General features: G+C 72.0%; 18 protein-coding genes and 1 tRNA gene. 2 read left to right on the forward strand and 17 right to left on the reverse strand.

Annotated elements, in window-relative coordinates; genetic code table 11:
* Positions 1–23 precede the first annotated feature (23 nt).
* Entirely contained in the window at positions 24–392 is a 369-nt protein-coding gene (locus I8920_RS08410; RefSeq protein WP_198658683.1) for a PaaI family thioesterase, read from the forward strand.
* Between the two features lie 4 nt (positions 393–396).
* On the opposite strand, the gene I8920_RS08415 is transcribed toward I8920_RS08410, so the two are convergent.
* From I8920_RS08415 to I8920_RS08425, 3 genes are all read right to left on the reverse strand, one after another.
* Positions 397–867 carry a GNAT family N-acetyltransferase gene (locus I8920_RS08415; RefSeq protein WP_232832699.1) on the reverse strand — a complete coding sequence of 157 codons (471 nt, stop codon included), beginning with the start codon at positions 865–867 and terminating at the stop codon, positions 397–399.
* A gap of 106 nt (positions 868–973) precedes the next feature.
* Positions 974–1,579, reverse strand: a complete 606-nt coding sequence (locus tag I8920_RS08420; protein WP_198655948.1) for an ANTAR domain-containing response regulator — start codon at positions 1,577–1,579, stop codon at positions 974–976.
* A gap of 96 nt (positions 1,580–1,675) precedes the next feature.
* Positions 1,676–1,757 (reverse strand) — tRNA-Leu (locus I8920_RS08425).
* A 119-nt stretch (positions 1,758–1,876) separates the two neighbouring features.
* Here I8920_RS08425 and I8920_RS08430 point away from each other — a divergent pair.
* Positions 1,877–2,416, forward strand: a complete 540-nt coding sequence (locus tag I8920_RS08430) for a DUF308 domain-containing protein (RefSeq protein WP_198655949.1) — start codon at positions 1,877–1,879, stop codon at positions 2,414–2,416.
* Here the strand turns inward: I8920_RS08430 and I8920_RS08435 are convergent.
* From I8920_RS08435 to hisG, 14 genes are all read right to left on the reverse strand, one after another.
* On the reverse strand, positions 2,413–3,513 hold the full coding sequence (locus tag I8920_RS08435) for a VIT1/CCC1 transporter family protein (protein WP_198655950.1): 1,101 nt from the start codon (positions 3,511–3,513) through the stop codon (positions 2,413–2,415). The genes I8920_RS08430 and I8920_RS08435 overlap by 4 nt on opposite strands.
* A 303-nt stretch (positions 3,514–3,816) precedes the next feature.
* Positions 3,817–5,262, reverse strand: a complete 1,446-nt coding sequence (pyk, locus tag I8920_RS08440; protein WP_198655951.1) for a pyruvate kinase — start codon at positions 5,260–5,262, stop codon at positions 3,817–3,819.
* A 144-nt stretch (positions 5,263–5,406) separates the two neighbouring features.
* A complete protein-coding gene (locus I8920_RS08445) occupies positions 5,407–6,864 on the reverse strand; it encodes a glutamate synthase subunit beta (protein WP_198655952.1) in 1,458 nt (485 codons plus the stop codon).
* On the reverse strand, positions 6,857–11,461 hold the full coding sequence (gene gltB / locus I8920_RS08450) for a glutamate synthase large subunit (protein WP_269802225.1): 4,605 nt from the start codon (positions 11,459–11,461) through the stop codon (positions 6,857–6,859). The genes I8920_RS08445 and gltB overlap by 8 nt, the downstream gene beginning before the upstream one ends.
* A 228-nt stretch (positions 11,462–11,689) precedes the next feature.
* Positions 11,690–12,676: a prolipoprotein diacylglyceryl transferase gene (lgt, locus tag I8920_RS08455; RefSeq protein ID WP_198655953.1), complete on the reverse strand. Its 987-nt coding sequence runs from the start codon at positions 12,674–12,676 to the stop codon at positions 11,690–11,692.
* A 96-nt stretch (positions 12,677–12,772) separates the two neighbouring features.
* Complete coding sequence (trpA, locus tag I8920_RS08460) at positions 12,773–13,582, reverse strand: tryptophan synthase subunit alpha (RefSeq protein WP_198655954.1); 810 nt, start codon at positions 13,580–13,582, stop codon at positions 12,773–12,775.
* Positions 13,579–14,793 (reverse strand): tryptophan synthase subunit beta, encoded by a 1,215-nt coding sequence (gene trpB, locus I8920_RS08465; RefSeq protein ID WP_198655955.1) that lies wholly within the window; start codon positions 14,791–14,793, stop codon positions 13,579–13,581. The genes trpA and trpB overlap by 4 nt, the downstream gene beginning before the upstream one ends.
* A gap of 62 nt (positions 14,794–14,855) precedes the next feature.
* Positions 14,856–15,650 carry an indole-3-glycerol phosphate synthase TrpC gene (gene trpC / locus I8920_RS08470; protein ID WP_198655956.1) on the reverse strand — a complete coding sequence of 265 codons (795 nt, stop codon included), beginning with the start codon at positions 15,648–15,650 and terminating at the stop codon, positions 14,856–14,858.
* Between the two features lie 7 nt (positions 15,651–15,657).
* Positions 15,658–15,897 carry an HGxxPAAW family protein gene (locus I8920_RS08475; RefSeq protein WP_198655957.1) on the reverse strand — a complete coding sequence of 80 codons (240 nt, stop codon included), beginning with the start codon at positions 15,895–15,897 and terminating at the stop codon, positions 15,658–15,660.
* Complete coding sequence (locus tag I8920_RS08480; protein ID WP_198655958.1) at positions 15,894–16,592, reverse strand: Trp biosynthesis-associated membrane protein; 699 nt, start codon at positions 16,590–16,592, stop codon at positions 15,894–15,896. Before I8920_RS08480 ends, I8920_RS08475 begins: the two co-directional genes overlap by 4 nt.
* Positions 16,589–18,133, reverse strand: a complete 1,545-nt coding sequence (locus I8920_RS08485; RefSeq protein WP_198655959.1) for an anthranilate synthase component I — start codon at positions 18,131–18,133, stop codon at positions 16,589–16,591. Before I8920_RS08485 ends, I8920_RS08480 begins: the two co-directional genes overlap by 4 nt.
* The gene (hisI, locus tag I8920_RS08490; protein WP_225558016.1) at positions 18,130–18,567 is read right to left on the reverse strand and encodes a phosphoribosyl-AMP cyclohydrolase; all 438 of its coding nucleotides are present in this window, start codon (positions 18,565–18,567) and stop codon (positions 18,130–18,132) included. Before hisI ends, I8920_RS08485 begins: the two co-directional genes overlap by 4 nt.
* A 42-nt stretch (positions 18,568–18,609) precedes the next feature.
* Positions 18,610–19,365, reverse strand: a complete 756-nt coding sequence (gene hisF, locus I8920_RS08495) for an imidazole glycerol phosphate synthase subunit HisF (protein ID WP_225558017.1) — start codon at positions 19,363–19,365, stop codon at positions 18,610–18,612.
* Positions 19,366–19,376: 11 nt separating this feature from the next.
* On the reverse strand, positions 19,377–20,216 hold the full coding sequence (gene hisG / locus I8920_RS08500) for an ATP phosphoribosyltransferase (protein WP_198655961.1): 840 nt from the start codon (positions 20,214–20,216) through the stop codon (positions 19,377–19,379).
* Between the last annotated feature and the right edge of the window lie 42 nt (positions 20,217–20,258).

The raw sequence follows: 20,258 nt of genomic DNA on the forward strand, positions 1-20,258 counted from the left end.
ACGACCGCCTGGCCGAGCGCGGCATGGGCGAGCTCGCCGAGAAGATGGGCATGGTCATCACCGAGCTCACCGCCGAGCGCGCGGTGGGCACGATCCCGGTCGAGGGCAACCGCCAGCCGGTCGGCCTGCTGCACGGGGGCGCCTACGTCGTGCTGGCGGAGAGCCTCGGCTCGATGGCCGCGAACGTGCACGCCGGTCCGGGTCGCTACGCAGTCGGCATCGAGCTGAGCGCCTCGCACTCGCGCAGCGCCACGAGCGGGACCGTCACCGGCACCTGCACCGCCATCCACCTGGGCGGCACGCTCACCACGCACGAGATCGTCCTCACCGACGACCAGGGCCGGCGCTGCTCGACCGTGCGGATCACGAACATGATCCGCGAGCGGCGCTGACCCGTCAGTCCTCCGGCGGGCGCTGCAGCAGCAGGCGCGCGTCGCCGAACCCGAGGCGCCGGTAGAGCCGCTCGCCGTCCACGCTCGAGTGCACCGACGTCCGCTCGACGCCCAGCTCGTCGGCGACGTCGAGCAGCGCCGTGACGAGCCGGCCGGCGACGCCGGACCCGCGCAGGTCCGGGTGCACGTACACCGTCTGCACGTCCGCGGTCTGCCGGCTGCCCGGGCGGTCCGGTGTCGGTGGTCGCGCGACGAGCCCGAGCCACGCCATGCCGAGCACGACTCCGGCCCGCTCGGCGACCACGCACCGGTGGGTGTCCGTGTGGGCAGCCGCGAACGCCGTCATCGCCTCGCGGTAGGCCTCGACGCTCACGGCCGGCTGCGCGCCGCCCTCGTCGACGCTCCACCGCCACCGCAGGTCGGCCACCGCTGCCATGTCCTCCGGCCGGGAGGCGCGGATCACCACGTCGTCCATCGCTCCACCCTGCCAGGTGGTCGCCGCCCACGCCGCGTCGCCGCTCCGGACGCAGGAACGCCGCCGGACCGGAGGGTCCGACGGCGTTCCGTGAGCGACGGGGGCGCTACTTCTTGGCGCTGAGCTGCTCGATGATCGCCTTGGCGACGTCGTGCATGGTCAGGCGGCGGTCCATCGAGGCCTTCTGGATCCAGCGGAACGCCTCGGGCTCGGTCAGGCCCATCTTCTCGTTCAGCAGGCCCTTGGCACGGTCGACGAGCTTGCGAGTCTCGAAGCGCTCGACGAGGTCGGCGACCTCGGCTTCGAGCGTGATGATCTGCTGGTACCGCGAGAGGGCGATCTCGATCGCGGGGAGCAGGTCGTTCGGGGTGAAGGGCTTGACGACGTAGGCCAGGGCGCCGGCCTCGGTCGCACGCTCGACGAGGTCCTTCTGGCTGAACGCCGTGAGCAGGACCACGGGGGCGATGTGGTTCTTCGACAGCTTCTCGGCCGCCGAGATGCCGTCGAGCTGGGGCATCTTGACGTCCATCACGACCAGGTCGGGACGGAGGTCCGTGGCGAGCTGCACGGCGGTCTCGCCGTCGCCGGCCTCACCGACCACGTCGAACCCGTTGTCGCGGAGGATCTCGACGATGTCGAGGCGGATGAGCGACTCGTCCTCGGCGACGACGACGCGACGGGGTGCTGGTGCGGTTGCTTCTGAGTCACTCACGACGAGCAGCCTACTAGACACCGGAAGTCCCGGACCCCAGACCACGCGGGCCGGATCGTCCCACACCGCTCCGGACCAGGAGTGGGCCGTGCACAGTACGAGTGGCGGGACTTGAACCCGCACGCCGTGAGGCAGAGCATTTTGAGTGCCCCGTGTCTGCCGATTCCACCACACTCGCGAGGGCACCAACACTACCAGCCCGGCCGTCGTCCCCGGCCCTGGGAGCCCGGCATGCACGGGCGCCCGACCGACGGGTAGCGTGCTGGGGGCCTGCAGTCCGACCAGGGAGGAGTGCTCGTGGATTCCCGTGCCGTCCGCACGTTCCGGGTGTTCGTCGTCGTCACCGCCGTCGTCGCCGTGGCCCTCGGGGTCGTCGCCGTGGCTTGGCCGCGCCCGACGCTCGTGCTCGTCGCCCTGGTGTTCGGCGTCCACCTCGTCGTCGCCGGTGCGCTCCGGGTGTTCGCGGCGGTGCGCGGGCGCGACACCGCGCCGGTCTGGCGGTGGACCTCCGGCGTGGTGGGTGGCCTCGTCGCAGCGGCCGGGCTCGTCACGCTGGTGGACCCGGCGATCCCCCTGGTGGTCTACGCGGTGCTCGCCGGTGTCGGCTTCGTCGCGGAGGGCATCGCGGCGCTGGTCGGCGGGGTCGTCGGGCACCCGGGCTCGTCACGCGTGCCGACGGTGGTCAGCGCCCTGCTGTCGGTCGCGGCGGGGGTCGCCGTGCTCGCCGCTCCCGGCCTGGCGCTGACCGTGTTCGTGGTCGTCGCGGGCGTCGCGCTGGTCACCGTGGGCGCCGCGACCCTGCTGCTCCTGCCGCCACGCGCCGCCGTCCGCCGCTAGGCCGGACCGGTCCCGAAGAGCAGCCCGAGCCCGTACGTCACGGCCGCCGCGCCGAACCCGATGGCGAGCTGCCGGAACGCCCGCCTGCCCGGGGACGCCCCGCTGAGCACCCCGACGACGGCACCGGTGCCGAGCAGGGCGATGCCCACCAACCCGCCCGCGACGGCGATCGCCGGCAGCCCCTGCATACCGAGCAGGAACGGCAGCACCGGGATGACCGCGCCGGACGCGAAGAAGCAGAAGCTCGACACCGCGGCGCTGAGTCCGGTACCGACGGCCTCGTGGTCGTCGCCGACCGGTGTCGACCCGGTCGCGGGACGCCGTTCACCGATGCCGGACAACACCTCGGCGGCGTGGGCGGTCGCCTCGTCCTCGCTCATCCCGCGCGCCCGGTAGACGAGCGCGAGCTCGTTCGCGTCGACGTCCAGGTCCGACACGGCGTCCCGTGCCTCGGGGTGCGGCGCCGACGCCTCGAGCAGTTCGCGCTGCGACCGCACGGACACGTACTCCCCCGCACCCATCGAGAGCGCGCCCGCGAGCAGGCCGGCGACGCCGCTCAGCAGGACGACGTGACGGTCCGCCCCGGACGCGCTGATGCCGATGATGAGCGCCAGGTTCGACACCAGCCCGTCGTTCGCCCCGAAGACCGCCGCGCGGAAGGTGCCGGACAGCCGCATGCGCCCGCGGTTCGCGAGCCCCCGGACGACCTCGCCGTGGATGCGTTCGTCGGCCGCCATCCGTGCGGTGGCGTCGGCGTCGTCGGCGTAGGGCGAGCGGTCCTCGGCACGCTGCATGAGCGCGAGGACGAAGACCGACCCGAACCGCTTCGCCAGGGCGGCGAGCACCCGCGTCCGCAGGCTCCCTCGCTGCGGCCGTCCGACCTCGTCGCCGAGCAGGTCGATCCAGTGCTCGGCGTGACGACCCTCGGCCTCGGCCAGGGCGGCGAGGATCGCGCGCTCCTCGCCGGAACGGCGGGCCGCCAGGTTGCGGTACACCGCGGCCTCGGCGCGCTCGTCGGCCAGGTAGCGCCGCCAGCGGCGGACATCGGCCGCGGTGGGTGGGGACACGGTGTCGTCCTGGAGGCTCACACCAGCCATCCTGCCCGCTCGCGCGGCCGTCCGGGCGCGTCTGCCGCGGGGCGGGAGCGCGCCCGGCGCCCGGGGTATACGCGTCCGCGCACGGAGCGCCGGCGCGCGAGCGCGCCCCGCTGCGGTCGTCGCGCCCCGGCACACCGGGGCGCGATGACCGCAGCGGGGCGCGGAGCGGCGCAGGCGCGGCGGCGCGGAGCGGCGCAGGCGCGGCGCCGCGCGGGGTGGACGCGACAGGGCGCGGACCGGAGGCGGTCGGTGCAGCTGCACCGGGCCTCCCGTCCGCGCCCTGGTGGCGACGGATCCCGCGGATCAGTCCCGGACGTACGCCGGGGCGGCCTCGGCGTGGGCGTCGCCCACGCGGTGCACGCGGAGGTCGTTCGTCGAGCCCTCGATGCCGGGAGGGGACCCGGCCGTCACGATGACGCGATCGCCGGGGGCGGCCAGGCCGTTCTCGAGGAGGACGTCGTCGACCTGCGAGAAGAGCTCGTCGGTGTGGGTCTTCCGCTCGACCAGGAACGAACGCACGCCCCAGGTCAGGGCCATCCGTCGGCGCGTCGCCTCGTTCGGCGTGAAGGCGATGATCGGCAGGCCGTGGCGCAGGCGCGACATGCGGCGTGCGGAGTCACCAGACTCGGTGAAGACGCAGAGGTACGACGCCTCGGTGAACTCGGCGATCTCGACGGCGGCGAGGGTGATCGCACCGCCGAGCGTGCGCGGCTTGGTGCCGAGCGGGGCGATGCGCTCGAGGCCGTGGTCCTCGGTGGACTCGACGATGCGCGCCATGGTGCGGACGGTCTGCACCGGGTACTCGCCGACGCTCGTCTCGCCGGACAGCATGACCGCGTCGGCGCCGTCGAGGACGGCGTTGGCGACGTCGGAGGTCTCGGCGCGGGTCGGGATCGGCGACGAGATCATCGACTCGAGCATCTGCGTCGCGACGATGACCGGCTTCGCCATGCGGCGGGACAGCTCGACGGCGCGCTTCTGCACGATCGGCACCGCCTCGAGCGGGAGCTCGACACCCAGGTCACCGCGGGCGACCATGATGCTGTCGAAGGCGTCGATGATCTCCTCGAGGGCGTCGACGGCCTGCGGCTTCTCGACCTTGGCGATGACGGGCAGGCGCTTGCCCTCCTCGTCCATGATCTCGTGGGCGCGGTCGACGTCGGCGGCGTTCCGCACGAACGACAGCGCGATGAGGTCGGCGCCCTGGCGGATGGCCCAGCGCAGGTCCGCCTCGTCCTTCTCGCTCAGCGCGGGGACGTTGACGGCGACGCCGGGCAGGTTGATGCCCTTGTTGTTCGACACCGTGCCGGCGACGACGACCTCGGTCCGGACGCGCACGCCGTCGGTGTCGAGGACGCGGAGTCGCACGCGGCCGTCGTCGATGAGGAGCGGGTCGCCGGGCTTGACGTCCTGCGGCAGGCCCTTGAAGGTCGTGCCGCAGATCTCCTTCGAGCCGGGGACGTCCTCGGTCGTGATGGTGAAGACGTCACCCACGGCGAGGTCGTGCGGGCCGTCGGCGAACTTGGCCAGACGGATCTTCGGACCCTGCAGGTCGACGAGGATCGCGACGGGCTTGCCGAGCTCCTCGGCGGCACGGCGGACGTTCACGTAGTTGGCCTCGTGGACGCTGTAGTCACCGTGGCTGAGGTTGAGGCGGGCGACGTCGACGCCCGCTTCGATGATCTCCTTGACGGTCTCGTAGTCCGACGTTGCCGGTCCGAGCGTCGAAACGATCTTTGCGCGTCTCAATGGATTCCTTCGTGGTGGTGGATGGAGCCTGGGGTTTCCGCGCCGTGGGGCTGCGCGGAACGCAGTGAGGCCACCAGCACCTTACCGAGTGCTGGTGGCCTCACGCTCACGGCTGGGTGAGCATCTGGTGGTGACCGGTCGACATCAGACCGAGATCGCCCGGTCGGTCGCCTTGACCGGTGCCGGCAGGATCGTGGAGCCCTCGAGGTACTCGTCGACCTGGGCCGCGGCGGCACGGCCCTCGGCGATCGCCCACACGATGAGCGACTGCCCGCGACCGGCGTCACCGGCGACGAACACGCCGGCCTCGTTGGTCGCGTAGTCGGCACGGCGGTCGAGCGCACCGGAGGCCGTGGTCGGCAGTCCGAGCTGCGGCTCGATGGTGTCGGACTCGGGTCCGGTGAACCCCATCGCGACGAGCACGAGGTCGGCGGGGATCTCGCGCTCCGTGCCGGCCTTCGGGACGCGTCGCCCGTCGAGGTACTCGGTCTCGGCGACCCGCAGCGCGCGGACCTCGCCCGCCGGGTTCGCCAGGAACTCGACCGTGGAGGCGAGGAAGTGCCGCTCGCCGCCCTCCTCGTGAGCGCTCGTGACCTCGAACACCGTCGGGAACATCGGCCACGGCTGGTCCGAGGGACGCTCGAGCGGCGGCTGCTTGCCGATCGCCAGGTTCGTCACGCTCAGCGCGCCCTGGCGGTGCGCCGTGCCGATGCAGTCGGCGCCGGTGTCGCCGCCGCCGATGACGACGACGTGCTTGCCCTCGGCGGTGATCTGGTTGTCGACCGTCGTGCCGGCGTTCGCCTTGTTCTGCTGGACGAGGTAGTCCATCGCGAAGTGCACGCCCTCGAGGTCGCGCCCCGGGATCGGCAGGTCGCGCGGCACGGTGGCACCGGTGGCGACAACGACCGCGTCGTAGCGCGACTTCAGGTCGTCCCAGGTGATGTCCTTGCCGATCTCGACGCCGGCGCGGAACCGCGTGCCCTCGGCCTGCATCTGGGCGAGGCGCGCGTCAATCTGGCGCTTCTCCATCTTGAAGTCCGGGATGCCGTAGCGGAGCAGACCGCCGATGCGGTCGTCACGCTCGTAGACGGCGACCGTGTGCCCGGCACGCGTGAGCTGCTGCGCGGCGGCCAGGCCGGCCGGGCCGGACCCGACGACGGCGACGGTCTTGCCGGTCAGGCGCTCCGGCGGGTGCGGGGTGACCCACCCGTTCTGGAACGCCTGGTCGATGATCGAGACCTCGACCTGCTTGATGGTCACCGGGGGCTGGTTGATGCCGAGCACGCACGACGACTCGCACGGTGCCGGGCAGAGCCGACCGGTGAACTCCGGGAAGTTGTTCGTCTCGTGCAGCCGCTCGATGGCCTGACGGCCCTCGCCGCGCCACGTCAGGTCGTTCCACTCCGGGATGAGGTTGCCGAGCGGGCAGCCCTGGTGGCAGAACGGCACGCCGCAGTCCATGCAGCGGCCGGCCTGGCGCTTGAGGACACCGGACTCCTGCTGCTCGTAGACCTCTTTCCAGTCCATGAGCCGCACGGGCACGGGCCGCCGCGGCGGGAGTTCGCGTTCCTGGACCTTGAGGAAGCCCTTCGGGTCAGCCAACTGTTACCTCCAAGATGCGGTTCCAGACGACGTCGCCGTCGGGGTCGAGCCCCTCGTCGACGGCCTGCTTGCGGGTCTCGAGCACCGCCGCGTAGTCACGCGGCAGCACCTTGACGAAGTCGCTCAGGTCCCCGGACGCGAGCAGGTCGGACGCCAGGGTCGACCCGGTCTCGTCGGCGTGCCGGGTGAGCAGGTCGGTGACGATCGCGACGTCGGCGCTGTCGAGCGCCTCGAGTCGCAGCTCGCCGGAGGCCAGCGCGTCGGTGTTGACGTGCTCCTCGCGCAGGCCGCGGACGTACGCCGTGCCGCCGGACATGCCCGCACCGAGGTTCCGGCCGGTCTCGCCGAGCACGAGCGCGAGCCCGCCCGTCATGTACTCGAGCGCGTGGTCGCCGACGCCCTCGACGACGGCGGTGGCACCGGAGTTGCGGACCAGGAAGCGCTCCCCCACGATGCCCCGGATGAACATGGTGCCCTGGGTCGCGCCGTAGCCGATCACGTTGCCCGCGATCACGTTCTGCGCCGGGTCGAAGCCGGACTCGGCGTCCGGGCGCACGACGATCTGCCCGCCGGACAGCCCCTTGCCGACGTAGTCGTTGCTGTCGCCGATGAGCCGCAGCGTGATCCCCGCCGGCAGGAACGCGCCGAGCGACTGCCCGGCGGATCCGCGCAGCGTGACGTCGATCGAGCCGTTGGGCAGCCCGTGTTCGCCGTGCCGCAGCGTGACGTGGTGGCCCAGCATGGTGCCGACGGCCCGCTCGGTGTTGCGGATCGGCAGGTCCAGCGTGATCGAACCACCGTGCTCGAGGACGTCGGCGGTCTGCTGGATGAGCTGCACGTCGAAGTGCTCGTCGAGTTCGTGGTCCTGCTCGCGGTGGTGGCGGCGGGGTTCGGCGTCGTCGAAGTCCGGCCCCGTGAGCACCGGGCCCAGGTCGAGCCCGGACGCCTTCCAGTGCTCGACGGCGCGGTCGACGTCGAGTGCCTGCGTCTGCCCGATCGCCTCGTCCAGGCTGCGGAAGCCGAGCTCGGCGAGGAGCTCGCGGACCTCTTGCGCGATGAACTCGAAGAAGTTCACGACGAACTCCGGCTTGCCGGTGAACCGCTTGCGCAGCTCCGGGTTCTGCGTCGCGACCCCGACGGGGCAGGTGTCCAGGTGGCAGACCCGCATGAGGATGCAGCCCTCGACGACGAGCGGAGCGGTGGCGAAGCCGTACTCCTCGGCGCCGAGCAGGGCGGCGACGACGACGTCGCGACCGGTCTTCATCTGCCCGTCCACCTGCACGACGACGCGGTCGCGCATGCCGTTCAGCATGAGCGTCTGCTGCGTCTCGGCGAGCCCGATCTCCCACGGGGTGCCGGCGTGCTTGAGCGAGTTCAAGGGGCTCGCCCCCGTGCCGCCGTCGTGGCCGGAGACGAGCACGACGTCGGCCAGGGCCTTCGTCACCCCGGCCGCGACCGCGCCGATGCCGGACTGGCTGACGAGCTTGACGTGCACGCGGGCGGCCGGGTTGGCGCGCTTGACGTCGAAGATCAGCTGCTTGAGGTCCTCGATGGAGTAGATGTCGTGGTGCGGCGGCGGCGAGATGAGCCCGACACCGGCCGTCGCGTGCCGCGTGCGCGCCACCCAGGGGTAGACCTTCTGCGGGGGCAGCTGCCCGCCCTCGCCGGGCTTCGCGCCCTGCGCCATCTTCAGCTGGATGTCGGTCGCGTGCGTCAGGTACATGCTCGTCACGCCGAACCGGCCGGACGCGACCTGCTTGATGGCGCTGCGACGCTCCGGGTCGAGCAGGCGGTCGACGTCCTCGCCGCCCTCACCCGTGTTCGACCGGCCGCCCAGCCGGTTCATCGCGATGGCCAGGGTCTCGTGGGCTTCCTGCGAGATCGAGCCGTACGACATCGCGCCGGTGTTGAACCGCTTGACGATCGACTCGATCGGCTCGACCTCGTCGAGCGCGACCGGCTGCCGGGCACCCTGCTTGAAGCGGAAGAGCCCGCGCAGGGTCATGAGTTCCTCGGACTGGTCGTCCACGGCGCTCGAGTACTCGCGGAAGATGTCGTACCGGCGCGCACGGGTGGCGTGCTGCAGGCGGAACACCGTGTCCGGGTTGAACAGGTGCGGCGGGCCCTGGCGGCGCCACTGGTACTCGCCACCGATCTGCAGGCGCTCGTGCGAGAGCACCGCGCCGTCCTGCGGGTAGGCCTGGGCGTGCCGCTCGGCGTTCTCCTTCGCGATGACGTCGATGTCGACGCCGCCCAGGATCGACGAGGTGCCGGTGAAGTACTTGTCGACGAACTCCTGGCTGAGCCCGACCGCCTCGAACGCCTGCGCACCCGCGTAGCTGGACACCGTCGAGATGCCCATCTTCGACATGATCTTCAGCACGCCCTTGCCGAGCGCCTTGATGACGTTCTTGACGGCCTGCTCGGGGGTGATGCCCGGGATCATGCCGGCCCGGACGAGGTTCTCGCAGGTCTCCATCGCGAGGTACGGGTTGATCGCCGATGCGCCGTACCCGATGAGCGTCGCCACGTGGTGGACCTCGCGGACGTCACCGGCCTCGACGATGAGCCCGACCTTCATGCGCTGCTCGGTGCGGATGAGGTGGTGGTGCACGGCGGCGAGCAGCAGCAGGCTCGGCACGGGCGCCTGCTCGGCGTTGCCGTCGCGGTCGGACAGCACGATGAACTGCTTGCCCGACTCGATCGCCGCGTCGACCTCGTCGCAGACGGCGGCGATGCGCTTCTGCATCGCCTTCTTGCCGGCGTCGACGCGGTACAGGCCCCGGATCGTCACGGTGAGGTGGCGGCCGGTCGCGGACTCGTAGTGCTGGATCTTGGCGAGCTGGTCGTTGTCGATGACCGGGAAGTCCAGCACGATCTGCTCGGCGTGCTCGGGCCCCGCGGACAGCAGGTTGCGCTCCGGCCCGAGACCCAGACCCATCGACGTGATGACCTGTTCGCGGATCGAGTCGAGCGGCGGGTTGGTGACCTGGGCGAACTGCTGGGTGAAGTAGTCGAACAGCAGGCGCGGGCGCTGCGACAGCACCGCGATCGGGGTGTCCGACCCCATCGCGCCGAGCGGCTCCGCGCCGGCGGCTGCCATCGGGCGCAGCAGGATCCGGACCTCTTCCTCGGTGTACCCGAACGCGCGCTGGCGACGGGTGACCGAGGCCGGGGTGTGCACGATGTGCTCGCGCTCCGGCAGGTCGTTCAGGTTGATCCGGCCGGCTTCGAGCCACTCGGCCCAGGGACCGGACGTCGCGAGGCCGCGCTTGACCTCGTCGTCCTCGATGATGCGGCCGGCCTCGGTGTCGACCAGGAACATCCGGCCGGGGCGCAGGCGGCCCTTGCGGACGACCTTCGCCGCGGGGACGTCGATGACCCCGGTCTCGGAGCCCATCACGATGAGCCCGTCGTCGGTGACCAGGAAGCGGCCGGGGCGGAGCCCGTTGCGGTCGAGCGTCGCGCCGACCAGGGCTCCGTCGGTGAAGGTGATCGCGGCGGGGCCGTCCCACGGCTCCATGAGCATCGAGTGGTACTCGTAGAAGGCCCGCAGGTCCGGGTCCATGCCGACCTGGTTCTCCCACGCCTCCGGCACCATCATCGACACCGCGTGCGGCAGCGAGCGTCCGGTCAGCGTGAGCAGCTCGAGCGTCTCGTCGAACGAGGCCGAGTCGCTGGCACCAGGGCTGACGATCGGCAGCAGCGGCGCCATGTCCCCGAGCAGGTCGCTCTCGAGCTGCGACTGGCGGGCACGCATCCAGTTGCGGTTGCCCCGCACGGTGTTGATCTCGCCGTTGTGCGCGATCGTCCGGAACGGCTGCGCGAGCGGCCACGACGGGAACGTGTTGGTGGAGTAGCGCGAGTGGACGATGGCGAGCTTCGACGCGAAGCGCTCGTCGCTGAGGTCGGGGTAGAAGGGCTCGAGCTGCAGCGTCGTGACCATGCCCTTGTAGACCATGGTGCGGCTCGACAGCGACATGAAGTACAGGTCGTTGTCGTGCTCGGCGCGCTTGCGGAGCCGGAAGGCCTGGCGGTCGAGGGCGATGCCGCTCCACGACGCACCGTGCACGTCGTGCCGGATCGAGGCGACGAAGAGCTGCTCGAAGGCGGGCATCGCCGCCCGGGCCAGGGTGCCGAGCTCCTCGGGGCGCACCGGCACCTCGCGCCACCCGAGCACCTTCAGGCCCTCTTCGCGCGCGAGCCGCTCGACGGCGCCCTTCACGGCGTGCCGGGCGTCCTCGTCGACGGGCAGGTAGGCCGTGCCGACCGCGTACTCCCCCGCCTGCGGCAGGTCGAACGGCACGACGGCCCGCAGGAACGCGTCGGGCACCTGGCAAAGGATGCCGGCGCCGTCACCGGTACCGGCGTCGGAGCCGACGGCACCGCGGTGCTCGAGGTTCCGCAGCGCGCCGAGCGCCGCGTCGACGATGTCGTGGCCGGGCGTCCCGCGCAGGGTCGCCACCATCGCGAGACCGCACGCGTCCTTCTCGTTCGCCGGGTCGTACGCGCCGGTGGCGTCGGGCACCGCCGAGAACCGTCGGTGCGGCGGCACGAGCGTCGTCGGTGCCGAGGGCTGGGTTGGCTGGAGCGCCATGGGGAACCGTCCTCACGAGGAAGTGGAACAGGGACAGCGGTGGCCCGGTGGTGCGTTCCGCCCGAGCGGGCGGGACTGGTGCCCGTGCCCGCCGGCAACGGTGTGCGCTGCCGGCCGGCGAGGTTGCGCGGGACCCGCTTGTGGTGGGCCCGGGGGTGGTGCTGCTGCTGGTACTGCTGGTGCTGGTGCGGTGACCGCGGTGTCGGACGGGCTGTGCCGCCGCGGTGGCTAGCGGGTGGTCGTCACCGCGTCGTCGCTCGTGACGGCTGCTGCGTCGTCGTCGTCGTGCTCCGAGAAGGTGTCCTCGGAGTCTACAGCGGACCTCGGACGGGGCTCGCGACCCGGCAGGTACGGGCTCGGCTCCTTGCCCGTGTGGCGTCGGCTCTGCACCACGAAGATCAGGATGCCGACGAGGATCGCCGCCAGCGCCATCCAGACGTTCGTGCGGACACCGAAGAAGGTCTCGCTCGTGTCGACGCGGATGGACTCGAGGACCGACCGGCCGACGCCGTACCAGATCAGGTACAGGGCCAGGACCTTGCCCCACTGCAGCGTGAACCGGCGCGCGAGGAACAGGATCACGACGACGCCGAGCACGTTCCAGAGGATCTCGTACAGGAACGTCGGGTGGAACAGCGTGCCCTCGGGCAGCCCCGTCGGGAACGCCGCGTTGGTCGAGTCGATCTCGAGCCCCCACGGCAGGCTCGTCGGCATGCCGAAGAGCTCCTGGTTGAAGTAGTTGCCCAGGCGACCGAACGCCTGCGCGAGCAGCACGCCGGGCACGACCGCGTCGATGAACGACGTGAAGCGCAGCCCGACCTGGCGGCACCCGATCCAGGCGCCGACCGAGCCGAGGATCAGCGCGCCGAAGATCGCGAGCCCGCCCTCCCAGATGTACAGGAAGGACAGCGGGTCGATGCCCGGACCGAAGTAGTCGGACACGTGCGTGACGACGTGGAAGAGCCGACCGCCGATGATGCCGGCGGGGACGGCCCAGATCGCGATGTCGATGATGATCCAGCGCTCGACGCCCCGGGCGTTGAGCCGACGGTTCGCGAGCAGCACCGCGGCGACGATCCCGACGAGGATGCAGATCGCGTAGGCGTGGATGCGGAAGTCGAGGGGCAGCGACCAACCGAACGCGTCGCGCAACCAGGCGGTGAGGTCGAAGTACTGCCAGGCGGTGCTCGGGCTCGGGATGCTCAGGAGGGGCATGGAGGAACGGTCGCCTTTCGGGACTGACGGGGCGCGGTCGACGTGGCGTCGGACCCGCTCACTGTAGCGCGGGGAACGGGTCCGACAGGAACTGGACTAGCGGCGGCGGGCACCGGTGGTGAGGTCGGCGGCACGGTCGGCCACGCCCTGCACACCGAGGTCGGCCAGTGCGCGCACGAAGGCCGACCCGACGATGGCGCCGTCGGCGTACTCGAGCACCTCGCCGACCTGCTCGGCGGTCGAGATCCCGAGGCCGACGCAGGTGCGCTCGACGCCGGCGTCGCGGAGCCGGGACACCACGGTGCGTGCGGCCGAGTCGACGCCCGCGCGGGCACCCGTGACGCCCATCGTGGAGACGGCGTACACGAACCCGCGGCTCGCTTCGACGGCCTGGCGCATCCGGTCGTCCGACGACGACGGCGCGGCGAGGAACACCCGGTCGAGCCCGGTGCGCTCGGAGGCCTCGGTCCACGCCGTGGCCTCGTCGGGGATGAGGTCCGGCGTGATGAGTCCGGCGGCCCCCGCGGCGACCAGGTCGTCGGCGAAGCGGTCGACGCCGTAGCGCAGCACCGGGTTCCAGTAGGTCATCACGAGCACCGGGACGTCGGCGCGTTCGGTGATCTGGTGCACGGCGTCGAAGACCTGCGCGACGCGGAAGCCGTTCGCCAGGCTCTCCTCGGCGGCGCGCTGGATCACCGGTCCGTCCATCACGGGGTCGGAGTACGGCAGACCGAACTCGATGACGTCGACCCCGTTCTCCGCCAGGGCGACGGCCGCGTCGACGCTGGTCTGCAGGTCGGGGTACCCGGCGGGCAGGTAGCCGACGACGGCACCGGCACGCTCGGCGTTGGCGCGGTCGATCGTCGTGGCGACGGACCGGGGCGCGGTCGTCTCGTCAGTGGTCACAGCTGCACCGCGTTCTCGTCGAGGATGCCGAAGTAGCGACTGGCGGACGCGACGTCCTTGTCACCACGGCCGGACAGGTTCACGAGCACGACGCCCTCGGGGCCGAGCTCCTTGCCGAGCTTGATCGCGCCGGCCAGGGCGTGCGACGACTCGATGGCGGGGATGATGCCCTCGGTCTGACTCAGCAGGCGGAACGCCTCCATCGCCTCGGCGTCGGTGATCGGCTCGTACTTCGCCCGCCCGATGGAAGCCAGGTAGGCGTGCTCCGGGCCGACGCTCGGGTAGTCGAGGCCGGCGGAGATGCTGTGGCTCTCGATGGTCTGGCCGTCCTCGTCCTGCATCAGGTAGGACTTCGTGCCTTGCAGCACGCCCTCGCGGCCGAGCGTGATGCTCGCGGCGTGCCGACCGGTCTCGACGCCCTCGCCGCCGGCCTCGAAGCCGTGCAGCGCGACGGACTCGTCGTCGAGGAACGCCTCGAAGATGCCCATGGCGTTCGAGCCGCCGCCGACGCAGGCCGCGACGGCGTCGGGCAGGCGGCCGATGCGGTCCAGGACCTGCTGGCGCGCCTCTTCCCCGATCACCTTGTGGAACTCGCGGACCATCTCCGGGAACGGGTGCGGACCCGCGACGGTGCCGAGCAGGTAGTGCGTCGACTCGACGTTGGCGACCCAGTCGCGCAGCGCGTCGTTGATGGCGTCCTTCAGGGTGCGTGATCCCGTCTCGACCGGGATCACCTCGGCGCCGAGCAGCCGCATCCGAGCCACGTTGAGCGCCTGGCGCTCGGTGTCGACGGCGCCCATGTACACGACGCACTCCATGCCGAACAGCGCGGCGGCCGTCGCGGTGGCGACACCGTGCTGGCCGGCGCCGGTCTCGGCGATCAGGCGGGTCTTGCCGAGCCGACGGGCGACGAGCGCCTGGCCCAGGACGTTGTTGATCTTGTGCGACCCGGTGTGGTTGAGGTCCTCGCGCTTCAGGATGACGCGGGCGCCGCCCGCGTGCTTCGCGAACCGCGGCACCTCGGTGATGATCGAGGGCCGACCGGTGTAGTCGCGCTGCAGTTCGTCGAGTTCCGCCCGGAAGGACGGGTCCGCCCAGGCCTCGCGGAACGCGGCTTCGAGCTCGTCGAGCGCGAGGACGAGGGACTCGGGGACGAAGCGCCCGCCGAAGTCGCCGAAGTACGGGCCGTGCAGGTCGCGGAGTGAGGTCACGATGGGTTCTTCCCGGGACGAGCCCGACACCGCCGGGTCGGCGGGGTCGGACGGTGGAACGGTCAGCCGCGGTCGGCGGCTGCGATGAACGACGCCAGGGTGGCGGCGGGGTCGGCGCCCGTCACGAGCGCCTCACCGACCAGCACGACGTCGGCGCCGGCCGCCCGGTAATGGGCGACGTCGGCAGGACCGGAGACGGCGGACTCGGCGACGCGCACGACCCCGGCGGGGATGCGGTCGGCGAGCCGGCCGAACAGGTCGCGGTCGAGCGAGAAGTCGGTCAGGTCACGGGCGTTGACACCGAGGATCCGTGCTCCGGCGTCGAGCCCGCGGGTGACCTCGTCGGCGGAGTGGGCCTCGACGAGCACCCGCATGCCGAGCTCCTCGGCCAGGGCGTGCAGCTCGACCAGGCGCGCCTGCTCGAGCGCCGCCACGATGAGCAGCACGACGTCGGCGCCCGAGGCCCGTGCCTCGACCACCTGGTACGGGTCGGCGATGAAGTCCTTGCGGAGCACGGGTACCCCGACGCGGGCCTTCACGGCCTCGAGGTCGGCGAGGCTGCCGAGGAACTTCCGGCCCTCGGTCAGCACGCTGATGGTCGACGCGCCACCGCGCTCGTAGTCGGCGGCGAGGGCCGCGGGGTCCGCGATGGGGGCCATCGACCCGCGGGACGGGCTCGCGCGCTTGACCTCGGCGATCACCTTGACGTGGTCGCCGGGCTGCAGGAAGGTCAGGGCGTCGAGCGGCGACGCGACCCGGTCGAGGTCACGTTCGACGTCGGCGTACGGACGGTCGACGCGACGGGCAGCGGCGTCCTCGAGCGCGCCCGTGACGAGGGTCTCGAGCACGTTCGGCATGGGTGCTCTACTCGCCGTGGTGCTTGGGGACGAACTTCGGGCCGTCGACGCCGTAGCCGGCCTTCTTCATCACACCACCGGCGATGAGGCCGATGAGGACGACGCCCGCCGAGGCCCAGACGCCCCACGGCATGTCGAACCAGAAGAACAGCGTGCCTGCCGCGAATCCGATCAGCATGATCACGACGGCGGTCCAGGCGGCCGGCGAGTGGCCTTCGCCGAGTTCTGCGGGCTCAGTGTTGCTCACGGTGCTCCTCGTTCTGTTCCGGCGTCGTCGGACGACCGACGCCGCTCCGATCCTACCGTGTCGTCGGTGGGTGACCCGGCGACCGCGCCGTCCGCGGAGGTCGGGTCGACGCCCGCGCTGAGGTCGTCCCAGTCGACGACGGCGTCGCGCTCCACCGGTGCCGCACGGCGTGCCGCTGCCGCCGCTCCCGAGGTGGTCGCACCGTACTTGCGGCTCGGGCCGGGCCAGGAGCGCTGCACGACGACGACCACGACGCCGAGCAGCACGGCGAGCACGCCGCCTGCGATGCCCACGGCCGGCCACGGGCTGACGGAGACGCTCGCGACGACCTGTCGCACGGCCCCGAGGTCGCTCACACCGGCGACCTCGCCGACGGCACCGCGGGCTGCGGCGAGCGGGTCGACGAGCGCCGTGATCCCGCTGACGACCACACCGACGCCCAGCAGGATCTCCACCCCGGCGAGGACGACGCGCAGCACCCGGCCGGCGATCGTCATGGCGAGGAACAGCGCGAGGCTCGCGATCGCGAGGGCCGTGTACTGCGGCACCACCGCTGCGCCGTCGGCCGCGACGGTCGACGTCACGGCGGCGCCGGCCTGCAGCCGCACGGTGAACCAGGTCTGCGTCCAGGCGAGCATGATCACGCCGGCCACCAGGAGCCCGGCCACGACGACGATCGGGCGCGAGCGCTTCACGGGCGGACCTCGCGCATCCGGTTCGCCGTCGCGACCGCTCGGAGCGGGGCTGCGGCCTTGTTCACGGCCTCGACGTGCTCGGTCTCCGGATCGGAGTCGGCCACGAGGCCGGCACCCGCCTGCACGCGGGCGACCCCGTCCTTGATGAGGGCGGTCCGGATCGCGATCGCGAGGTCGGCGTCCCCGGCGAAGTCGAAGTACCCGACGACGCCGGCGTAGGCGCCGCGCTTCGCCGGCTCGAGCTCGTCGATGATCTCGAGCGCGCGCGGCTTCGGCGCGCCCGAGAGCGTGCCGGCCGGGAACGTCGCGCGGAACACGTCGATCGCCGAGGCCTCCGGGCGCACCCGGCCCTCGACGCTCGAGACGAGGTGCATGATGTGGCTGAACCGCTCGACCGTCATGAACTCGGTGACACCGACCGTGCCGGGCTCGCACACCTTCTGCAGGTCGTTGCGGGCGAGGTCGACGAGCATCAGGTGTTCGGCGCGCTCCTTCGGGTCGCCGAGCAGCTCCTCGCCGAGACGGACGTCCTCCTCGGGCGTCGCGCCGCGCGGTCGGGACCCGGCGATGGGGTGCGTGATGGCGCGGCCGTCCTGCACCTTGACCAGGGCCTCGGGCGAGGCGCCGACGATCCAGAAGCGCTCGTCGGCGGTGTCCGCCAGGGCCAGGAAGTACATGTACGGGCTCGGGTTGAGCGTCCGGAGCACGCGGTAGACGTCGAGCGGGTCGGCCGTGACCTCGTGGTCGAAGCGCTGCGAGATGACGACCTGGAACACGTCGCCGTCGCGGATGAACCCCTTCGAGCGGTCCACCGCCGCCATGTAGTCGGCCGGGCTGGTGCGGTGCGTCGGCGTCGGCTCGGCGATCTCGAACGCCTCGGCGACGGTCGCCACGGTGGGCTGCACCAGGTCGCCCTGCATGCGGTCGAGGCGCTGCTGCGCGTCGGCCCACAGGGTGTCCGCGTCGTCGGTGCCGTCGTTCAGCACGCTCGCGACGAGAAGCACGAGCCCCGTGCGGTGGTCGAGCGCTGCCAGCTCGGACACGAAGGACAGCGCCTGGCCGGGCACGTCGAAGTCGGCCGGCGGCACGTTCGGCAGGTGTTCGAGCTGCCGGACGGCCTCCCACCCGATGAAGCCCACCGTGCCGCCGACGAGCGGGGGCGACCCCGGCACCCGGGGCGTGGCCCACCGTTCGTGCAGTCGCGCGAGCACCTCGAGCGGTGCGCCGTCGAGCGACCCGACGGCCCGCTCCGCGGCGATGCCGGTGTCGATCCAGGCGGCGCGGTCGCCGTCCTGCGTGAGCACGCCGAAGCTGCGCACACCCACGAAGGACCAGCGCGACCACAGGCCGCCCTGCCCCGCGGACTCGAGCAGGAAGGACCCGGGACGGCCGTCGGCGAGCTTGCGGTACACGCCGACGGGCGTCTCGCTGTCGCCGTAGAGCGCGCGCACCACCGGCACGACCCGGTGGTCGCCGAGCAGGGCGTCGAACTCCGGCCGGGAGGTCGTGTGCGGCTGGTCGGACCCGGTCGCGGCCGTCACCGGCTCGCCTCCACTGCCGTGTCCGCTCGAGCGGGCCCGGTCGCGTCCGGCGCACCGGAGGACGACGGCGCCGACGCCGTCACCGGCGCGAGGGGGTCGACGTCGAAGCACCGGTGCGCACCGGTGTGGCACGCGGCACCGACCTGCTGGACCGTGACGAGGAGCGTGTCGTCGTCGCAGTCGAGCGCCGCCGCGCGCACGTACTGGGCGTGTCCGGACGTGTCACCCTTGCGCCAGTACTCGTTCCGCGACCGCGACCAGAAGGTCACGCGTCCCTCGGTGAGGGTGCGGCGGAGGGCTTCCCGGTCCATGTAGCCGAGCATGAGGACGTCCTTCGACGATTCCTCCTGCACGATGGCGGGGAGCAGGCCGTCCGCACCGAAGCGTGCGCGGTCGAGGACCGCTTCGGTGTCGGTGCTGGTGCTGTCGGTCATCAGGCTCCTAGCCTACGGCGGCGGGTGAGCGGACGGCGCCGCTCAGCGGACGACGTGGCCGGTCGCGCGGAGCGCGTCCTTGACGTCGCCCACGGTCATCTCGCCACGGTGGAAGACGGACGCGGCGAGGACCGCGTCGGCACCCGCGTCGACGGCCGGGGCGAAGTGCTCGACCCGACCCGCGCCTCCCGACGCGATGACCGGGACCGACGAGACGGCCCGCACCGCGGCCACGAGTTCGAGGTCGAACCCGTTCTTCGTGCCGTCGGCGTCGATGGAGTTGACGAGCAGCTCCCCCGCACCACGCTCGACGGCCTCGCGCGCCCAGGCGATCGCGTCGAGGTCGGACTCGGTCCGCCCGCCGTGGGTGGTGACCACGAAGCCCGAGGGCATCCGGTCGGAGCGCTTGACGTCGAGCGACAGGACGACGGCCTGCGCGCCGAACCGGTCCGCGATCTCGCCGACCAGCTCGTGCCGGGCGATCGCCGCGCTGTTCACGCCGATCTTGTCCGCGCCGCACTGCTGCAGCCGCGAGACGTCGTCCACCGATCGCACGCCGCCACCGACGGTGAGCGGGATGAACACCTGCTCGGCGGTGCGGGTCACGGTGTCGTACATCGTCGCGCGGTTCTCGACCGTCGCGCCGACGTCGAGGAAGGTCAGCTCGTCGGCACCCTGCTCGTAGTACCGGGCGGCGAGCTCGACGGGGTCGCCGGCGTCCTGCAGGTCCAGGAAGTTGACGCCCTTGACGACCCGGCCGCCCTTGACGTCGAGGCACGGGACGACCCGGACCGACACGCCACCGGCGGTCACAGGCGTGCGGCGTGGATCGGGCTGACCAGGATCGCCCGGGCGCCGAGGTCGTAGAGCGCGTCCATGATGAGGTTCGCGTCGTCGCGCGGGATCATCACCCGGACGGCGGCCCAGTCGCGGTCGTGCAACGGCGAGACCGTGGGCGACTCGATGCCGGACGCCACGGCGGTGGCCTGCTCGAGCAGGGCCGTGGGGACGTCGTAGTCGAGCATCACGTAGCCGCGTGCGACGAGGACACCCTGCAGGCGGCGGCGCAGCACGTCGATGCCGGGGATGGTCTCGTCGGTGGAGACGAGCACCGCCGTCGACTCGAGGATCACGGGGCCGAAGATCTCGAGCCCGGCCTGTCGGAGCGTGCTGCCCGTCGACACGACGTCGGCGACGGCGTCCGCGACGCCGAGCTGGACGGCGCTCTCGACGGCGCCGTCGAGCTTGACGAGCGTCGCGGTGACGCCGTGCTCGGCGAGGAACGCACCGACGAGACCGGGGTAGCTCGTCGCCACCCGCACGCCGTCGAGGTCCTGCAGCGAGCCGAAGCGCCCGGGCGTCCCAGCGAACCGGAAGGTGGAGTCGGCGAAGCCGAGCGCGTCGACCTCGTGCGCCTCGGACCCGGAGTCGAGCAGCAGGTCACGACCGGTCACGCCGACGTCGAGCGCGCCGGACCCCACGTAGGTGGCGATGTCGCGCGGCCGGAGGAAGAAGAACTCGACGCCGTTGCGCTCGTCGAGCAGGTGCAGCGCCTTCGGGTCGCGGCGCCCGGCGTACCCGGCCTCCCGCAGCATCTCGGAGGCGGTCTCGGACAGGGAGCCCTTGTTGGGCACGGCGATGCGGAGCATCAGGGGTCTGCTTTCTACGGGGAGGGTCGGCGGCTGATCAAC

Source organism: Curtobacterium sp. YC1 (assembly GCF_016267665.1).
Taxonomy (GTDB): domain Bacteria; phylum Actinomycetota; class Actinomycetes; order Actinomycetales; family Microbacteriaceae; genus Curtobacterium.

Bases quoted from the DNA above. Each gene is read 5' to 3' on its own strand.
- I8920_RS08410 (WP_198658683.1), top strand. From the start codon at position 24: ATGGGCGAGCTCGCCGAGAAGATGGGCATGGTCATCACCGAGCTCACC.
- I8920_RS08415 (WP_232832699.1), bottom strand. From the start codon at position 867: ATGGACGACGTGGTGATCCGCGCCTCCCGGCCGGAGGACATGGCAGCG.
- I8920_RS08435 (WP_198655950.1), bottom strand. From the start codon at position 3,513: ATGGCTGGTGTGAGCCTCCAGGACGACACCGTGTCCCCACCCACCGCG.
- gltB (WP_269802225.1), bottom strand. From the start codon at position 11,461: ATGGCGCTCCAGCCAACCCAGCCCTCGGCACCGACGACGCTCGTGCCG.
- lgt (WP_198655953.1), bottom strand. From the start codon at position 12,676: ATGCCCCTCCTGAGCATCCCGAGCCCGAGCACCGCCTGGCAGTACTTC.
- trpC (WP_198655956.1), bottom strand. From the start codon at position 15,650: ATGCCGAACGTGCTCGAGACCCTCGTCACGGGCGCGCTCGAGGACGCC.
- hisI (WP_225558016.1), bottom strand. From the start codon at position 18,567: ATGACCGACAGCACCAGCACCGACACCGAAGCGGTCCTCGACCGCGCA.
- hisG (WP_198655961.1), bottom strand. From the start codon at position 20,216: ATGCTCCGCATCGCCGTGCCCAACAAGGGCTCCCTGTCCGAGACCGCC.